We start from the raw sequence: 17,419 nt of genomic DNA, 5'->3' as shown, positions 1-17,419 counted from the left end.
AGCTCCGGAGCCCCCCACAAGCTTAGACAATAGCAACTCTACATTACATCCTACTCCAAAAGGCAGCCAAGCGGCAGCATCTTGCAAGCACACGTTTGCGCTAGCAAAACGAAACAAGAACGCGTATATTGTCACTACCATTGGTTTGATCGTGGTTAGATCAGCCGGTGGTAGCGGTAGAGGTGTGTGTTCGCACCCTCTATCGCGTAAGATACAGATTAAGCTAAAATTTTTCGAAAATCAATAGTAAAACGCAAAAAAAACCAATTAATCTCAATTTTCAACAGGGTTGTTCATTAAAAATGTATTGCCTAAGGGTCGTCATCCTGAATACTGAATCAAGTTCAGCACAGGAAGTTGGTTTTGGAACTCAAATCTGACAAGACTTGAGGAGGCAAAACCTTACGATTCAGGATCCCATTTTTTTAAAATTTGCAAAAAATAATGGGATCCTGTCCCGGATCAAGTCCTGGACGACGCTCAATAGATCGCAAAGTTTTTCCGTGCTATGCGATTGCATCGCAGAGCTCGCAAAATCAGCTGCCTGTGCTGAACTTGATTCAGTATTCAGGATGACGGCCGATGTGGACTGAATAGTTACAAAGCTGCTTTAATTTTGATTTGTAACGGTTCAGCTTATACTTGCCCCTCAGGTCTGGGGTAGCAACCAGACTTATCCCACAAACCACTTTTGTTTCAGTTTATCAATTTCACCGATACTCTCTAGGTGCTCAAGTGCTTTATTAAACTCGCTTACTAGGGGAGAGCCTTTGGGAAACGCGATGGCAAATTTTGTATTGTCGTCTTCAAGCAGTCGGTAAGTCAGGGCTTCGACGTTGGTTTGGATATAAGCTCTGCCGGGGGTTTCTTCGACGATGGCAGCATCTACGCCTTTTGAGATGACGGCTTGCACTACATCGTGGTCTTGTTGAAAGCTTACAAGTTTGATGCCTTTATGCTTTTGCTTCCAGACCTTGGCAAATTGCTCTTGGGTCGAGCCTCGTTTGACAGCTATGTGCAAATTGGTAAAATCGTCGTCTCGGATCAAGGGGCTGCCTAGGGGGAGTAACAGGATATTGCGGGCATTATAATAGGGTTTGGAAAATGTAATCTGTTTTTGGCGCCCAGGAGTTACGTTGATGGCAGCGATGGCAAGGTGCGCTTTGTGCTGGGTTAGTGTTGGAATGACGTCAGCAAAGTCGTAGTCGATAAATTCGACTTCGTAGCTGAGGTATTGGCCAATGCGTTTGACAAGATCGATATCATAGCCAATCATTTCTGGGGTTTTGTTTTTAATTTTGTTGTAACGCTCGAAGGGCGGATAATCAGCAGCAGTTAGCACCTTAAGGGTTGAGCCTCTAGGAGGGAGAGATTGTTTTTCCTCGCCGCAGCTTGCAAGGGTCAGTGATAGCACCAAAGCGCTGGCGATTTTGAATAGTTGTTGTTGCACCCGAAACTTCCTCCTGATTCTTTAAGCTTTAATTTTACGATGATGTGATAGGGTAATTCAAACCTTTAATAATTTGGGGAGGGGCTTTCATTGCGCATGGGTGCCATAGAATATCAACAGTTTGATTCAGCTTCAGTACAATTACATTAATTTTTTCCCATCCAGTAGCAAAGGAAAGCAGCGGGAAGGCACATAATTTTTGCCTTGCAGTTGCTGGCCATTTGTCCAATATCATCAGTTGATTTGGTGATAACGTATCCGTGTTGGATATTTTTTTGCCGGCAAAGTTCAACAAGACCCTTTGTGTCTTTTGGGGTTGTCTTTGTTGACCTGTATTTAATCTCAAACGGAATCAATCTGTCTGCGATTTCAGCAACGAGATCGATTTCATGATCTTTTTTTCCCCTCCAGTATGAAAAATTTACACTTTGCGAGTAATAGCGGGCGAATAGATGTTTAAAAACGGCAGCTTCTGCTGCCACAGAAAGACCTATGGGATCTTCAATAACACTTTTTCCCTTCATCATAACTGCAGGAGCAATGGCAGTATCTGACAAATATATTTTATATCTGGCCCGTAGTATTTCCTTACCATATCCATAAGGTGGCAGTTTATAGATAAGATGGGTTGCTTCAAGAAGTTCTAAAAAGTTCTGTGCTGTTGGTCGTTTGATACGAAGGTTCTTACACAAAGTAGCCATATCCAAAAGTCCTCCATCATGCATGCAAAGATAGAGAAATAATTGTTCAAGGTCTAAAATCCGGCGCACGCCAAAAAGAGCAGTCATATCACGTTTGAGAGCTTTATCGATAATATCTTCTCGAAGCAGTTTTTGGGCTTGGGTTACTGTTTCTACAAGGGTTGTTTGCGGAAATCCCCCTCTGACAAGATATTCATGAAAATGACCAGTGTAGTAAGCCCCGAGCTCAGTGAGCCTATAAAAGTTCACTTTCTCCCAAGAAAATAACTCACGTAACGATTTTATATCAGGTAGAGGGGGCAAATTTACATTTTTGATTTGAAGATATTCAAAGAATGAGAGGGTAGTAATCTTAATTGTATGCCAGCGACCAACCCCAGACTCTTGATCCTTGCTCATGAGCGGCATGGCTGATCCAGTTAATACTATATGTCTTTTCTTTTCGAAATCAACTTGGTGCTTCACCCAGGTCCCCCAATCTGGAATAAATTGTGCCTCATCAATAAAAATATATTCATCACCTTCTTGCTTAGGCTCTCTTTCGCGCCACGCTTCAAGAACCTTCATGATGCCAGCAAGTTTTAAAATAGGGTGGTCAAGCGTTACATAAAGGATATTAGCTGCTGGCTCTCCCTGTTTTAGTAGTTCTGCTATTGTCTGCAATATAAGTGTTGTTTTGCCGACTTGCCTGGCTCCAGATAACATGACTGCCCTGGGAGCAGGTGGAGCTTGCACCCATAGAAGCAGTTCTCTGTAAGCAGCTCGCTTCCAATTTGGTAAATCGGCAATTGATTCTCCGTGCCACCATGGATTGAACTGACCCAGAATGGAGATGAGTTCTTCTTTAGCAATTTTCATGTAAGCTAGGTTAACAATTTTGACCATTTAGTGCAAGTATACTTTAACTATTTTGGGTTTTTAGGGTCAAAATAGCATTCTTGGTGCTATATGTCGTTATGAGGAGGTGGCCCTATTATGGTTTACACAATCGACATCTCTTGATAGATTTTTAGCACAACGAAAGTATTGAACAGGGAAAATTTGATTTATGAAACTCATCAGTGGTAACAGTAACCGGCCTTTGGCTGAAGCTGTTGCAGATTTTCTTGAGCGTTCATTGGCACAGGTGAGCATCAGACGTTTTGCAGATAAGGAAATATTTGTAGAAGTACAGGACAATGTCCGCGGCGAAGATGTGTTTGTGATTCAACCGACGTCCTATCCGGCTAATGACAACCTGATGGAGCTTTTGATCATTATCGATACCCTCAGACGAGGCTCAGCTCGGCGCATTACCACGGTTATGCCATATTACGGCTATGCCCGTCAGGACCGGAAAACCGGGCCGAGAACTCCGATTTCTGCCAAACTAGTAGCCAACTTGATCTGCCAGGCAGGTGCCAATCGTGTCTTGACCATTGATATGCATGCTGGACAAATTCAGGGATTTTTTGATATTCCCACCGATAATCTTTTTGTGTCAGCGATTTTTGCCCGCAATATCCAGCAGCAGTTTACCAAAGGGGCGGTTACCATTGTTACTCCTGATATTGGTGGAATTGGCCGAGCTCGCTCTGTTGCAAGACGTATAGGGGCGGGTCTGGTAATTGTTGATAAGCGCCGCGATCATCCAGGAGCTTCATCGGTGATGAATATAATTGGGGATGTGGTGGGTAAGGATTGTATTTTGGTTGATGACATCGTTGACTCAAGTAGCACACTTTGTAATGCGGCTCAATCGTTGATGGAAGCTGGAGCCAACTCGGTAAATGCTTACGTAACCCACGGTGTGTTTTCTGGTACTGCGGTGGGGTGTATTAAAGAATCATCTATTCGGGAGCTGGTGATCACTGATAGCATTGAAGCCCGAGAAGAGGTGCGAAATTGTTCTAAAATTCGGATATTCTCCGTTGCCAGTTTGTTGGGTGAAGCGATTGACCGTATTGCGCGCGAGGAATCGGTATCGGTTTTGTTTGAGTGACTTCTGATTTCTGATTTTTTTATGCATTCTATGGATTACCGCTTGCTTTGCATAATCAAAATTTGCATTCTGGGCGTTAGAGAATGCAATTGCTTGTTGGCTTAGAAGGAATCAGCAAAAATCATGGTCTTTAACCGTATTCGTAAGGGGAACAGTTATCCCCATGATAATTTAATTGCTGCGCTTGACGTTGGAACCAGTAAGGTTTGCTGCGCGATTGCCCGGATTGATGGGTCCGAACATCTGCGGGTGATCGGTGTGGGTCATCAAGCATCCAAAGGTTTGCGTGCTGGCAACATTATTGATATGCAAGATGCAGAATTGTCAATCCTGAATGCGGTGCATCTGGCTGAGCAAATGGCTCGCGAGACCATTCGTAGTGTCTATGTTAATATCGGCAGTTGTCAATCACAAAGTGTGGGGGTCGAATTGCACGTGGCAGGCCACTCTATTGATGATGCCGATATCAAGCGGTTGCTATTCCTTTCACGACAAGTTGAAAACCCCCAAGGTCAAGAGCCCATTCATACCATCCCCACCAGCTATGATATTGATGGCAGACGTGGTATCCGAGATCCGCGAGGTATGTATGGTGAGATTTTGGGTGTGAACGTGCATACAACCTATGCCTCTACCAGCAGTATGCGTAACTTATCGACCTGTATTGGCAAATGTCATTTGGCCACCGGATCGTTTATTGCCACCCCTTTGGCGTCAGGTCTGGCCGCACTGGTGGAAGATGAGATAGAACTTGGTACCATCATTATAGATATTGGAGCTGGCACCACCACACTTGGGGTGTTCTTTGAAGGAGAAATTGTTCATACGGATAGTATTGCCGTTGGGGGAGGGCATGTCACTAACGATATTGCCCGGGTGTTGTCAACGCCGGTTTTCCAGGCCGAGCGCCTGAAGACGCTGTATGGTAGTGCTTTAACGTCAACAGCTGATGAACGTGAAGTGGTGCAGGTCCCACAAATTGGTGATGCGTATGAACATAGCGGGCATCAAATTGCACGTGCTGATTTGGTGCGTATTATACGTCCGCGTATTGAGGAAACTTTTGAGCTCATCTCTCGCAGGCTGCACGCCAAGGGAATTGATAAAAGTGTTGGTAGTCGTGTGGTCTTAACCGGAGGCGCGAGTCAATTGCCTGGATTACAAGAAATTGCCACAGCGATTTTGGATCGTCCCGTACGGCTTGGCAAACCAATGCTGTTGCACCATTTGCATGAGACTATGAAGGGCCCTGCCTTTTCAACATGTGTTGGCTTGTTGGCTTATGCGCATCTTGAATATGATAACCACTTGATTGATTTGCAAATGGCACGTGAACCAAAAACCATGGTTGGCCGTGTGGGCAATTGGTTGCGGGAAAATGTTTGATTTTTAGTAACCATTCAGATCACCAAAAGGTGGTGGTATACTGAAGTGAAATCAAAACCTCTGTTTCCTGATGTGCTCGAAGTGCTCATTTACCCAAGTAAACTGCAAGCTGGTAGCTATCATTAAACTAGAGGTTTTGATTTCACGATAGTATATCCTTACTGGTCTTATCAGTGCTCCTGTGACTGTTTGCCTATAAAATGGTTTTTAAATCGCTCTCTTAATTTTCGCATGCGAGCATGATGATCTCAAAATTATCATCAAGGACTTTTAAATCATGCACACATCAAGCTCTCCCCATTCCAATCATTTTTCACTTTATCTTTGGCCCAAGTCAAAGAATAAAAAGCACCCCGCAAAAGTTTGCGTTCCTTCCGGGAGGCCGAAGATGCAAAAGGTAGAGCGCGATCTTGGAACGCCTGAACTGCAAAGGAAACGCAGACAGCTTTTGCAACGAAGGCATCAACAAAAACTCTCTTTGTCGACATTGGATGCACTGTATGCCCAAGATTTGATTGATAAATATCAGCATCAGGCAGGTCGTTCTTATGCGGCTCTGACAACTGTAGTTAGAACAGTTATTCAGGCTCCGCGGTTATGCCAGAGCACAAAGGATTTGTTGATGGAGAATCGAGGCAAAAGATCACAAAAAATTTTCCAAAACCACATACCACTCTCAGATAAGAAATGCGCTGCCATTGAAAAAAAATGGCGAGCCAGTCAGGATGTGTTGATATTGCAGGGTAGGCAGGTGCTGAACTATGTTAACCGCGTGGTGATATTTGATGGGGTTGAGGCAGAAAGCATTCAACCAGGTTCTTTAGTATTGCAAAGCGTAAGGCAGGGACTCAGTGCTTTGGATGAATGCTTTAGTGCTAGCAACCTGAAAAAGAAAACGCTATACTGAGGCCGAATCAAATTGTTGATTTTCTGGTGCACTCAAAGTGTTAATTGACCTCAAGTAAACTGCGCGCTTTTCACTGCCATAAGATTCAACACTTTGATTCAGCACGGGTATATTAAAGACCTTGAGTATATATGATGGAGGAGGCCCTTGTGACGGATCAAAATGATACATCTCCTAAAAAGTTAGCCAATCAAAAGCGCAAAAAAGAACGTGAGCAAAGACGGGCCCAGGCACTGCGGGTTAATCTTTTGCGCAGGCGTAAACAGAAGCAGGAAAAAGAGCAGTCTTAGGCTCTCGTGAAATCAAAACCTCTAGTTTAATGATAGCTACCAGCTTGCAGTTTACTTGGGTAAATGAGCACTTCGAGCATATCAGGAAACAGAGGTTTTGATTTCACTTCAGTATAGGCTGTAAACGGCGGTCTGTGGGGCAATTAGATATGGTGCCTAGGGAGGGAATCGAACCCCCGACACGAGGATTTTCAGTCCTCTGCTCTACCGACTGAGCTACCTAGGCGCCATGTGTTATTAAAGGGAAAAACTGCTCATTTGTCCAGATGGTTTCTGGTATATTTGGGAAAAAAGTATGAAATAATCTCGTGAAATCAAAACCTCTAGTTTAATGATAGCTACCAGCTTGCAGTTTACTTGGGTAAATGAGCACTTCGAGCATATCAGGAAACAGAGGTTTTGATTTCACTTCGGTAAAGTATTGCAATTTGCGCTGTGCTACCCTATGTGTAAATTATGTGCTGTAGATTAAAATGTCCTATCATGTTATTGCGTGTTTTGTTTCTTTTATTGGCGTTAGGGGTAACCCTTGAAGCCACCTTAGCCGCATCTCAAACCCATCAAGAGTTTCGCAGTAAGCTGGCGGCAGCAGGCTTTAAGCGGACTCAACACCGTGTTGTCTACGATCCGGCATATGTCAGCATTGCTTATCCCAACGGAGATGTGCCAGAAGGTACTGGAGTGTGCACAGACGTAATCATTCGCGCCTACCGAGCGTTGGGTATTGATTTGCAAAAATTAGTGCACGAAGATATGAAGCGAAATTTTTCCAAATATCCAAAAATCTGGGGTCTATCGCGTCCAGACACAAACATTGACCATCGTAGAGTTCCTAATTTGCAAACATTTTTTAAGCGGCAAGGAGCCAGTCTGCCAGTTACACAAAATCCCAAGGATTACCAACCCGGTGATTTAATCACCTGGAATCTGCACTTTGCTTCAGGCTCCGTTCTGCCTCACATTGGTATGGTCACGGATCAGCGTTCAGCTGATGGCAAACGTTATCTTGTGGTGCACAATATTGGCCGTGGCCCTGAGCTTGAGGATATTTTGCTGGATCTTCCCATGGGTGGAGGACGAGCTAAAAAAACGGGGCATTATTCGGTTATCAGAAGTTAGAAATCAGATGTCAGATGTCAGATGTCAGATGTCAGATGTCAGATGTCAGATGTCAGATGTCAGTGAGGCAGTGCTGCGCTGAAACGCAACACATATATCCTGAACTAACTGGGGTATGATGTCTCTGCAATCTACACCTGATTTCTGACACCTGATTTCTGACATCTGACATCTGACATCTGATTTCTGACATCTGACATCTGATTTCTGACATCTGACATCTGATTTCTGACATCTGATTTCTGACATCTGACATCTGATTTCTGCCTCACTGATTCCCGCAAACTACTCATAAACCGGTTCATAAAGCTGACATTATGTACTGTCAACGCTTGCAGGCTTAGGAGCTCTTTTGCTTTTAACAAATGATGCAAATACGCACGTGAATAAGTCTGGCACGTTTGACAGGGGCAGGTGGCTTCAATGGGTCGCTCATCTTCGCGGTATTTGGCGTTACGTAGGTTAATGTGCTCACGTGTTGTGTCTTCATCCTCAATGCCAGGCCAGATCAGAGCACCGCCATGGCGCGCCAATCGGGTCGGGTGCACGCAGTCAAAAGTATCAATTCCTTGAGCTACGCCATGCACAATGTCTCTTAGACCGCCAATGCCCAACAGGTGCACCGGGCGGTCCGGGCGCAATAGTGACATCGTGTGCTCAGTAATGTCATACATTTGTTCTTTGTTGGCACCTAAAGATCCTCCAACAGCGTGGGCGAAGAAGTTCTGGTCATTGACGAAGTTTGCAGCTTGACTGCGCAGATCGGGATAAACGCCACCTTGGATAATGCCATATAGGGCTTGCTTGCCGTCATTCTTACGTTTGAATTCATCTAAACTACGCAGGGCCCAACGATGGCTCAGGTGCAGTGATTTTTCGGTATAGCTCTTGTCTACATTAAAAGGTGTGCACTCATCTAGCACAACAATTAGGTCAGCGCCGAGCTGGCGCTGGATCTGAATCGATTTTTCAGGAGTCAGCGTGTGGTATGATCCATCGATGTAGGATCGAAAACGGGCGCCTTCTTCGGTGATGGTTTTGAGCGTTCTCCGGTTGTGACTAGTGCGTCTTCCTTTGATTTCTTCGCTGACCGAGCCGTGGCCCAGACTGAAAATCTGGTAGCCGCCGGAGTCGGTAAACATAGGTCCATCCCAGCCCATAAATTTGTGTAACCCGCCCAGCTTTGCAACTAGCTCACCGCCGGGTTGTAGCATCAAGTGATAGGTATTGGAGAGAATTATCTGGGTGTCACAGCTGCGCATTTGTTGTGGGGTGATGCCTTTGATGGCAGCCTTGGTGGCGCAAAAGATAAAAGCCGGAGTTTCAATTATTCCATGTGGGGTGGTGATACGTCCTAAGCGGGCTTTGCTTGATGGCGATTGATGTTTGATCTCAAAACTAAACTGATCATACAGGTGCATAATACTGTTCCTTGTGCTTAAAAGCATATGATAGATACACAAACGGAGTATTCAGGGCAGCCAGCGCTAGACGCAACAGAAAAGTTCCCAAAATATAGGTAAAGACCAATGTGTGCCAATCTAGCGGCTTGGTTGCGAAAACCACCCAGGCCAAGACGCTAAAAATTGTATTATCAACAAGGGCGGAAATGGCCATGGACCCAGAGCTGCGCAACCACAATTGTTGACCGTTAGTTAGATACTTAAGTAATCGATATATACCAATGTCATTGTACTGAGAGATAATGTAGGCACTGAGGCTGGCAAACATAATGGCCGGCGCTGGGGTGAACAAAATCTGTAGAGCATTATGGACGGTTTGAAAACGGCCTGCGACGTCTTGGGTTCCACTGGCAGCCGGAGGCCACCCTAAGGTGAGGGTCATCAAAACTGTAACCATCAGCATGGCGATAAAGCTGAGCCACACGCCGCGGCGAGCACTTATAGCTCCGTAATGCTCTGTGATGATATTGGTGCACAGATAAGTAGAAGAAAACACAATGGTTCCAAGGGCAACTGGTTCTGGAAAAAAACTAAACTTTGTTGCTTTGAGAACTTGTAAGTTGCCGCAAAAGGTTGCAACAGCAAGATAAACGTAGAGCCCAGCAAGACCATATAACCTACTGAAGAGCAAAATTAAGCAGCCACAGCTCAATAATACCATTGCTGATATTGCCTCAGGAGGTAAGGTATTTAACCAAGATGTAATTGGGTCGAGTGACGTTACAAACACAAAAAAACCTATAATATACTATTGAAACGATAATAGGGCACTTAAAAAGTGCTCATTTACCCGCGTAAACTGCGTGCTCTTTGCTACTTGCTAGGCCTTAGGTTTTCTTCTTTCGCGTGGGTACGGGTAGAGAAGGTTTTGCGCTAGGACTGTGCTTGTGTTTGCACTTTTTTGGTAATAAGCTTTTTGTAGCGTGCAACCTCTAGGGGTAGTTTCGAGCTCGAGGTGTTTTGGATGTAAGCATCAAACCCACCATTCTTCTCGATTGTGCGCATACCACGGGTTGAAATCCGCATTTGCACCATTTGCCCAAGCACTTCGCTATAGAAGGAGGTTTGCTGAAGATTCGGCAAAAACCGACGCCGGGTCCTGTTGTTTGCATGACTAACGTTGTTGCCGGTCATGACGGCTTTGCCAGTAATGGCACATTTGCGAGACATTTTATATGTTTCCTATTCGTACGTATGATCTTACAATTTCCTCCTCTATTAATAAGCAAAAGCTGAGGAAAGGTCAAGGTTTAGGTGAATTGGAGGTGCGCTTTACAAGAGTCCTTGAGCAACCAACTCTTCAGCTAATCTCGATTTACCTACCTGTCGGGCGCCATTGACGAGCACAGCAGGAAATTGAGACAAGGAGCGTCGAACCAAAGGTGTAATATGTCGCTCTATCATGTTGTAAAATGTAACATGACCATGTCATATTTTACAACATGATACTTTAAATGATGTATTTCTTTCCGTAGTACAATAAGAAATGACAGTGCGATTTGTCGTTTTTTGGTTAGGGAGCTGGAAAAGGACATGTTACAGTTTAGCCATTATGCTCAGTGTTCATCTAAGATCTTACTATCGCCGCAAGGCAAAGCAAAGGCAAGTGTTTGTTCCGCGCTCAGTAGGCGCACTTGTGCCCAAACTTACCAAGCAAGCACTGCACCGGCAAGGATTTCAGCTCTATAATCTGCTCTCTGATTGGTCCAACATCGTTGGGCCCACGTGGGGGGAGAGCACTTGCCCGCAAAAGGTCGTGCTCAAGCCCTATGGCATCTTACACGTGCGCGTAGACTCTGGAACAACGGCGCTCTTGCTCAAACATGCCGAGCCGCAGATTTTAGATCGCATTAACAGCTATTTTGGTTACCAAGCGATTCGATCGCTAAAGCTCTTACAATCTCCCAGGCCCAATGTTTGCAGCAAACCCCGCGTTCAAAAAACACAGACAAAAAAAGCAACCAAGGCGCTCCCTTTGCCCCCAGAGCTGGAAAGCGTTGGCAGCGAAAAACTGAAGCAGGCACTGGCAGGGTTGTATCAGGCGATGCAGAGTCGGTAGTCGGTGGTCAGTTCGCCGACTATACGGAAGCTGAATCAAACTGTTGATTTTCTGGTGCACTCAAAGTGCTCATTTACCCAAGTAAACTGCGCGCTTTTCACTGCCATAAAATTCAACATTTTGATTCAGCACGGGTATAGTGCCAAATCTTTCTTGCAAATAGCGGCTACAAAAATTCCAAAACAACGAGTACCAGGCGGTGCTATCCCCGGGTTGTTCATCTGGGCGAGAAGAAATATACCAACCCTTTATAACCTCAGTTAGAAATCCATTTTGAATCAGGCGTGCACGATGCACACGGGAAATATCAGAGGCACGAAATGCAAATATTCCTTGGTTTTGCAGGCCATCTAAGATTTTGAGTGAGTCTGCCAATTTTTCTGCCGGAGTTACCATACTTTTTCATAGCCTTGTGTTGTAAATTAAGTGTGTCATATTTAGGTTTATCTGCTGTACTGATATTAGGTTATTGTGCTGTATGATGTTTAGGTTATTGTGTATCACCAAGCCTTCCGAGAAGCGCGCAATTTACATTGGTGTTGGTCTTCTGGAATAGCCCCGTATTTTTAAGAGTTTATGAATTGCAGTTTTGCGTACTTTCAGGTATTAATGAAGTATTGAAACGCAGATAACTTTAAGGTCAAAGATGTCAAAATACATCGTAGTTGCACTTTACAAATTCGTACACTTGCCAAATTTTGAGCAACTTCAAGCGCCAATTACCAAGGTGTGTAAAGACAATGGCGTGATGGGGACTTTGTTGCTGGCTGAAGAAGGTATTAATGGAACCATTGCAGGATCTAGGGCAGGAATTGCGGCTGTGCTTGGGTTTTTGAAAACCTATCCTGAGTTTGTTGGTCTTGAGCATAAAGAATCGCGTGCTGATGAAGCTCCCTTTTATCGTATGAAGGTTCGCCTGAAGCAAGAGATCGTAACGTTGGGACAACCAGATGTGGACCCCAACCAAAAGGTTGGTGAATATGTCGATCCCAAGGATTGGAATGCATTGCTTGATGATCCGGATGTGGTGGTTTTGGACACACGTAATGATTATGAAGTTGGTATTGGTGCATTCAAGAATGCGCAAAATCCGCGCACCACAAATTTTCGTGAGTTTCCGGAGTTTGTAAAAAAACAGCTCGACCCGCGTAAGCACAAAAAGATCGCTATGTATTGTACTGGTGGTATTCGCTGTGAAAAAGCGTCTTCCTATATGCTGGCTCAAGGTTTTGAGAAAGTATATCACCTGAAAGGGGGAATTTTGAAATATCTCGAAACCATCCCTCAGGCGCAAAGCTATTGGGATGGGGAGTGTTTTGTCTTTGATCAACGGGTTGCTGTCAAGCATAACCTAGAAGTGGGGAGTTACGACCAATGCTATGGTTGCAGGCATCCGCTGTCTGAAGAAGATAAGCAATCGAAGCTCTATAAGCCTGGAGTGTATTGTCACCTGTGTTATGAACATCGCAGTGAGGCTCAGCACCAGCGGGCACAGCAACGGCAACAACAAATGCAATTGGCCAAAAAGCGCAACCAGGTGCACTTAGGACAGATGCCGTCTTGAGTACTGCGTTACCGATTCTCTACAGTTTCAGACGTTGCCCTTACGCCATGCGGGCTCGGATGGCTTTGAAAATTGCTCAGATCGACTATGAGCATCGAGAAATCTTGCTTAAAAACAAACCACAGCAGATGCTGGATATTTCTCCCAAGGGAACGGTGCCGGTATTGCAGCTTGCAGATGGGACTGTGCTCGAAGAGAGTTTGGATATAATGCATTGGGCATTGGTACAAAATGATCCTCAAGGTTTGTTGCAGTTTTCGAAAATAGAATTTGCGGAAATTGAGGCTCTTATTGCAACCAACGATAAAGAATTCAAGCACGCCCTGAATAGATATAAATATCCCGAAAGATATGCAGAAACTTCAGGTGAGAAATGGTGCCATGCAGGGGAAGGGTTCTTGCGCCTGCTTGAGAAGTTTTTACAACAACACCGGTTTTTGTTTGCTGAAAAACCCAGTTTAGCAGATATTGCTATTTTTCCATTTGTCAGACAGTTTGCTCATGTGGATTTTGATTGGTTTATTGTACAACCGTATCCACGACTTTTGCAGTGGTACCGGTATTGGATCGATAGCGAGCTTTTTGCCAGTGTTATGGAGAAGCACCCTCTGTTTGAATGTGATTAATAAAGTATGCACGGCCGTGGCATGCATCTAAAAACATAGATTCTTAACTTCAATATGTCACACTCAAAGTTATGAGCGCACTGATCTATACGGGCACTGTACAATTGATCACTGGCATACCGACTATGGGGTTAGACAAAACATTAAACCATCAGGAAAATCATTGGCATAGCCAGACAGTAGGCCATGTTTTTTCTCAAACAAAGTCAGGAATCACAGGTCTTGATGATCAACAAGCGCTTGAGAGATTGAGTGAGTTTGGCCCCAACAAGCTTGCTGCATCAAAACCAACAAACGCTGTGTTTTTATTTTTCAAACAGTTTCACAATGTTTTACTTTATGTCCTCATGATTTCAGCCGTAGTTACCGCTTTATTGGGACTTATGATTGATACAGCAGTTATTTTGGGGGTCTTGATCATTAACGCTTGCATCGGCTACCTTCAAGAAGAAAAAGCCGAAAAAGCATTATTAGCGATCCGAAAACTTTTGTTACCCTATGCGATGGCTTTTAGGAATAGTCATTGGCAACAAATAGCTTCTGATCAACTCGTTCCTGGAGACATTGTTCGGGTTAAATCTGGGGATAAGGTTGCTGCTGATATACGCTTGATTCAATGTCACAATCTTCGCGTCCAAGAGGCCATTTTGACAGGTGAGTCTTTTGACATTGAAAAAGACCCACAACCAGTGCTGGAATCAATACCTATTGGTGAGCGAACATGCATGGCCTTTAGCGGAACCCTTGTCACTTATGGTCAAGGACTTGGTGTCGTTGTTGCCACTGGCCATGCGACAGAAATAGGGAAAATTAGTGAATCCTTGAAGAAAATTAAGCCCGTAACCACACCCCTTTTAAGAAAAATGACCGAATTTGGACGCTGGCTTGCAGGGACCACTCTATCAATAGGCGGCGTGATCTTTTTGTTTGGCACACTGGTGCGGGGTTATTCCTTTCCGGAAATGTTTTTGGCAACCGTTAGCTTGATTGTCGCAGCTATTCCTGAAGGACTGCCGGTTGTGCTTACAATCACCATGGCAATTGGCGTTGGAAGAATGGCTAAAAAGAATGCCATCATCCGTCATCTTCCAGCCGTGGAGACATTGGGCTCTGTCACGGTTATTTGTTCGGATAAAACTGGCACATTGACTCGCAGTGAACTGACAGCGCAAAAGCTCATTACGGCTTCTCATGAGTTTGATGTACAGGGGTCTGGCTATATCCCCATTGGTGCAATTCAGGACACGCACAAGAAACAAGCTTCTCTTACCCAGGACCAGGAGCTTTTTCAATTTATAATGGCAGGTCTTTTATGTAATGACGCCAGTATCCAAAAGCGGGATTTAACCTGGGACATCCAAGGTGACTCCATGGAAGGGGCATTGCTTGTTTTGGGGATGAAGGCAGATATGGACCCGGAGATGATCAGGAAAAAATTCCCGCGTACTGACCTGATTCCTTTTGAGTCTGAAAATAGATTTATGGCAACCCTAAATCATTCGCATCAAGGTGAGGGATATATCTTTATCAAAGGCGCCCCAGAAACAATTCTTAAAATGTGCGCTTATCAATTGCAGGATAGCAAGCTTGTTGCCATTAACCATGATTATTGGCGCGGCAATATTGAAAATCTTGCTTTACAGGGATTGCGAACACTTGCATTGGCACAAAAATCAACCTCAGTTCAAAAAACCACACTCCTGTTTACAGATATCCAGTCAGAGATGATTTTGCTAGGGGTTGTGGGATTCCTGGATCCGCCCAGAGAATCTGCATATGAAGCGGTTCAGATTTGTCATGATGCTGGTATTTACATAAAAATGATCACTGGGGATCATTTAAAAACAGCAAAAACGATTGCTGATAAACTGAATCTAACCTCTTCTAAGGCCGTTCTTTCAGGGGAAGAACTAGCGCAACTCACAGACGTTGGGCTTTTAGAGGTAGCGGAAAAAGTTGATGTGTTTGCGCGCACCACAGCGCACCACAAACTTCGTTTGGTCAAGGCATTGCAGAAAAGAGGGGATATCGTCGCTATGACCGGAGACGGCGTGAATGATGCGCCTGCCCTAAAACAAGCTGATATCGGAATTGCCATGGGCATCAAGGGAACGGAGGCAGCCAAGGAAGCAGCGACCATGGTCTTGACGGATGATAAATTCTCCACCATCGTCAGTGCTGTTAAAGAAGGGCGTACAGTTTATGACAACTTGAAGAAAAATATTATGTTTGCTTTGCCCACAAGTGGCGGCGAAGCCCTTACTATTATTGCTGCCATTTTAATGGGTTACACCCTACCGATTACGCCGGTGCAAATTCTTTGGGTTAATATGGTGACTGCTGTAACGCTGGGGATGGCTCTTGCTTTTGCAAAAACCGAACCTGATGTCATGCAACGCCCGCCTCGAGATCCAAAGAACCCCATTATTTCTGGCTTTTTAGTTTGGAGGGTTATCTTTGTATCATTGCTGATTGTAACGGCAGTCTTTGGTATCTACATCTGGGAACGTCGTTTAGGAACTGATCTTGCCACAGCTCGAACCGTTGCTGTGAACATGCTGGTTGGCTGTGAAATTGTTTATTTGGTGAACTGCCAGCGTATTCACCAAACTATTTTGAATACCAAACAAATTTTTTCAAGTCTGCCGATTCTGGTTGCCATTGGCATTGTTTCATTGGTTCAAGTCTTGTTTACCTACACTGCCCCGATGCAATTTTTGTTTGATACAAGTCCGGTAACAGTTAATTCTTGGTTGCGAACTTTTGCACTTGCAGCAGTGGTATTTCTTTTGGTTGAACTTGAAAAAGTGAGTGTTGCAAAGTTGAAAACTTTGGCTCTTCGAAGTTTCAAGTGGAATTGGACGAAAAACTCATAGGGTGTTAACATTCTTGGAATCGTTTGTGATATGTCTCCTGCCTTTCTATCAGCCACTAAAAAGGCTTTTCAAAACGCATATCCTCATACCACCACCTTGGTCGTCATATGCTATTGACAATTGAGAACCGATAACCGATAACTGACGCACCTATAACTGATACACTGACATACCGCACATGATTCACCTAATTGCAGATAACATTGATATTGGCAATCTATTAAAAGCCCGTGATATTTTCGAAGATTTTCGTACAGACATGCAAGATGATCGAGACAAAGCAGGTGCAGTTCAGGCTTTTGAGTTTTGCTTTGAGTTGGCATGGAAAACGATGAAGCGTGTGTTGCAAAAGCGGGGAATTGATACTAGATCTCCCCGGGATTGCTTTCGGCAGGCTGCGCTAAACAAGTTAATCTCTGCTCCAGAGATATGGTTTGATTTTATTGAAAAGCGCAATTTATCCGTGCATACGTACCATCATGAGAATTTGGAAATGATTGTGGGAATTTTTGATGTCTTTTCTAAAGAGCTTGACCGATTGATTCAAAATTTGACAAAGTAGTCTCATGCTACATATTGAGCCAAGGCACCTTGAAATTGTAACCAAAATTTTGGAAAAATATCCACATCGCTTTTATGCCTTTGGGTCTCGGGTAACTGGAGAAAATCAACCGCTCTCTGACCTTGATCTATGCATTATGGAACATGTACCGTCACAAGTTAAATCACAACTTGCAGAAGATTTTGAAGAATCAAACTTGCCCTTCAAGGTTGATCTGATTTTGTGGGCTGAAATCGATGATGATTTTAAAGCGTTGATTCGGGATGATTTGGAGTTAGTGCAATAGATTGAAGCACTTATACAGCGACGCACTCACAAGAGGCAGAGAAATTTAGAGGCTCTTTTGCGTTTTGAGTGGGTAAGGAGATTTTTTCCTAATCAGAAAATTCGATGCTAACTACCTTCAGTTAAGTAAAAAAACAGCAATGGTCAAAA

The 17,419-nt window shown here is 44.2% G+C and carries 17 protein-coding genes and 1 tRNA gene; 11 read left to right on the top strand and 7 right to left on the bottom strand.

The annotated features are described in order from the left end of the window. Window positions 1–673 precede the first annotated feature (673 nt). Both ABFQ95_03735 and ABFQ95_03730 read right to left on the bottom strand, forming a co-directional pair. Window positions 674–1,450 (bottom strand): transporter substrate-binding domain-containing protein, encoded by a 777-nt coding sequence (locus tag ABFQ95_03735; protein MEN8236637.1) that lies wholly within the window; start codon window positions 1,448–1,450, stop codon window positions 674–676. A gap of 146 nt (window positions 1,451–1,596) precedes the next feature. After that, the gene (locus ABFQ95_03730) at window positions 1,597–3,009 is read right to left on the bottom strand and encodes an ATP-binding protein (GenBank protein ID MEN8236636.1); all 1,413 of its coding nucleotides are present in this window, start codon (window positions 3,007–3,009) and stop codon (window positions 1,597–1,599) included. A 190-nt stretch (window positions 3,010–3,199) separates the two neighbouring features. Between ABFQ95_03730 and ABFQ95_03725 the strand changes: the two genes are divergently transcribed. From ABFQ95_03725 to ABFQ95_03710, 4 genes are all read left to right on the top strand, one after another. Further along, on the top strand, window positions 3,200–4,132 hold the full coding sequence (locus ABFQ95_03725) for a ribose-phosphate pyrophosphokinase (protein ID MEN8236635.1): 933 nt from the start codon (window positions 3,200–3,202) through the stop codon (window positions 4,130–4,132). A gap of 123 nt (window positions 4,133–4,255) precedes the next feature. Then, entirely contained in the window at window positions 4,256–5,518 is a 1,263-nt protein-coding gene (gene ftsA, locus ABFQ95_03720; protein MEN8236634.1) for a cell division protein FtsA, read from the top strand. Window positions 5,519–5,906: 388 nt separating this feature from the next. After that, window positions 5,907–6,425: a hypothetical protein gene (locus ABFQ95_03715; GenBank protein ID MEN8236633.1), complete on the top strand. Its 519-nt coding sequence runs from the start codon at window positions 5,907–5,909 to the stop codon at window positions 6,423–6,425. Window positions 6,426–6,574: 149 nt separating this feature from the next. Beyond that, window positions 6,575–6,715 (top strand): hypothetical protein, encoded by a 141-nt coding sequence (locus ABFQ95_03710; GenBank protein MEN8236632.1) that lies wholly within the window; start codon window positions 6,575–6,577, stop codon window positions 6,713–6,715. A gap of 150 nt (window positions 6,716–6,865) precedes the next feature. Here ABFQ95_03710 and ABFQ95_03705 read toward each other — a convergent pair. Further along, a tRNA-Phe gene (locus ABFQ95_03705) sits at window positions 6,866–6,941 on the bottom strand. Window positions 6,942–7,198: 257 nt separating this feature from the next. On the opposite strand from ABFQ95_03705, the gene ABFQ95_03700 reads away from it, so the two are divergent. Then, a complete protein-coding gene (locus tag ABFQ95_03700; protein ID MEN8236631.1) occupies window positions 7,199–7,834 on the top strand; it encodes a DUF1287 domain-containing protein in 636 nt (211 codons plus the stop codon). Window positions 7,835–7,965: 131 nt separating this feature from the next. Here the strand turns inward: ABFQ95_03700 and tgt are convergent, their stop codons facing one another. The 3 genes from tgt to rpmB form a co-directional block, all read right to left on the bottom strand. Next, on the bottom strand, window positions 7,966–9,255 hold the full coding sequence (gene tgt / locus ABFQ95_03695; GenBank protein ID MEN8236630.1) for a tRNA guanosine(34) transglycosylase Tgt: 1,290 nt from the start codon (window positions 9,253–9,255) through the stop codon (window positions 7,966–7,968). Beyond that, complete coding sequence (locus ABFQ95_03690) at window positions 9,242–9,958, bottom strand: queuosine precursor transporter (protein ID MEN8236629.1); 717 nt, start codon at window positions 9,956–9,958, stop codon at window positions 9,242–9,244. Before ABFQ95_03690 ends, tgt begins: the two co-directional genes overlap by 14 nt. 212 nt (window positions 9,959–10,170) lie before the next feature. Continuing rightward, complete coding sequence (rpmB, locus tag ABFQ95_03685) at window positions 10,171–10,467, bottom strand: 50S ribosomal protein L28 (protein ID MEN8236628.1); 297 nt, start codon at window positions 10,465–10,467, stop codon at window positions 10,171–10,173. 436 nt (window positions 10,468–10,903) lie between these two features. On the opposite strand from rpmB, the gene ABFQ95_03680 reads away from it, so the two are divergent. After that, window positions 10,904–11,356: a DUF721 domain-containing protein gene (locus ABFQ95_03680; GenBank protein ID MEN8236627.1), complete on the top strand. Its 453-nt coding sequence runs from the start codon at window positions 10,904–10,906 to the stop codon at window positions 11,354–11,356. Window positions 11,357–11,425: 69 nt separating this feature from the next. Here the strand turns inward: ABFQ95_03680 and ABFQ95_03675 are convergent, their stop codons facing one another. Beyond that, window positions 11,426–11,752: a hypothetical protein gene (locus ABFQ95_03675; GenBank protein ID MEN8236626.1), complete on the bottom strand. Its 327-nt coding sequence runs from the start codon at window positions 11,750–11,752 to the stop codon at window positions 11,426–11,428. 250 nt (window positions 11,753–12,002) lie between these two features. Between ABFQ95_03675 and ABFQ95_03670 the strand changes: the two genes are divergently transcribed. The 5 genes from ABFQ95_03670 (at window position 12,003) to ABFQ95_03650 (ending at window position 17,270) form a co-directional block, all read left to right on the top strand. Beyond that, the gene (locus ABFQ95_03670) at window positions 12,003–12,920 is read left to right on the top strand and encodes a rhodanese-related sulfurtransferase (protein ID MEN8236625.1); all 918 of its coding nucleotides are present in this window, start codon (window positions 12,003–12,005) and stop codon (window positions 12,918–12,920) included. Further along, a complete protein-coding gene (locus ABFQ95_03665) occupies window positions 12,917–13,546 on the top strand; it encodes a glutathione S-transferase (protein ID MEN8236624.1) in 630 nt (209 codons plus the stop codon). The genes ABFQ95_03670 and ABFQ95_03665 overlap by 4 nt, the downstream gene beginning before the upstream one ends. Window positions 13,547–13,617: 71 nt before the next feature. Then, the gene (locus ABFQ95_03660) at window positions 13,618–16,422 is read left to right on the top strand and encodes an HAD-IC family P-type ATPase (protein ID MEN8236623.1); all 2,805 of its coding nucleotides are present in this window, start codon (window positions 13,618–13,620) and stop codon (window positions 16,420–16,422) included. Window positions 16,423–16,600: 178 nt separating this feature from the next. Continuing rightward, the gene (locus tag ABFQ95_03655; GenBank protein ID MEN8236622.1) at window positions 16,601–16,984 is read left to right on the top strand and encodes an HI0074 family nucleotidyltransferase substrate-binding subunit; all 384 of its coding nucleotides are present in this window, start codon (window positions 16,601–16,603) and stop codon (window positions 16,982–16,984) included. Window positions 16,985–16,988: 4 nt separating this feature from the next. Next, the gene (locus tag ABFQ95_03650; GenBank protein ID MEN8236621.1) at window positions 16,989–17,270 is read left to right on the top strand and encodes a nucleotidyltransferase domain-containing protein; all 282 of its coding nucleotides are present in this window, start codon (window positions 16,989–16,991) and stop codon (window positions 17,268–17,270) included. Window positions 17,271–17,419: the final 149 nt, after the last annotated feature.

The organism is Pseudomonadota bacterium (assembly GCA_039714795.1).
Classification (GTDB): domain Bacteria; phylum Pseudomonadota; class Alphaproteobacteria; order JAGOMX01; family JAGOMX01; genus JBDLIP01.
The sequence above is the reverse complement of the archived record's forward strand: the minus strand, read 5'-3'. Positions and strand labels throughout refer to the sequence as shown.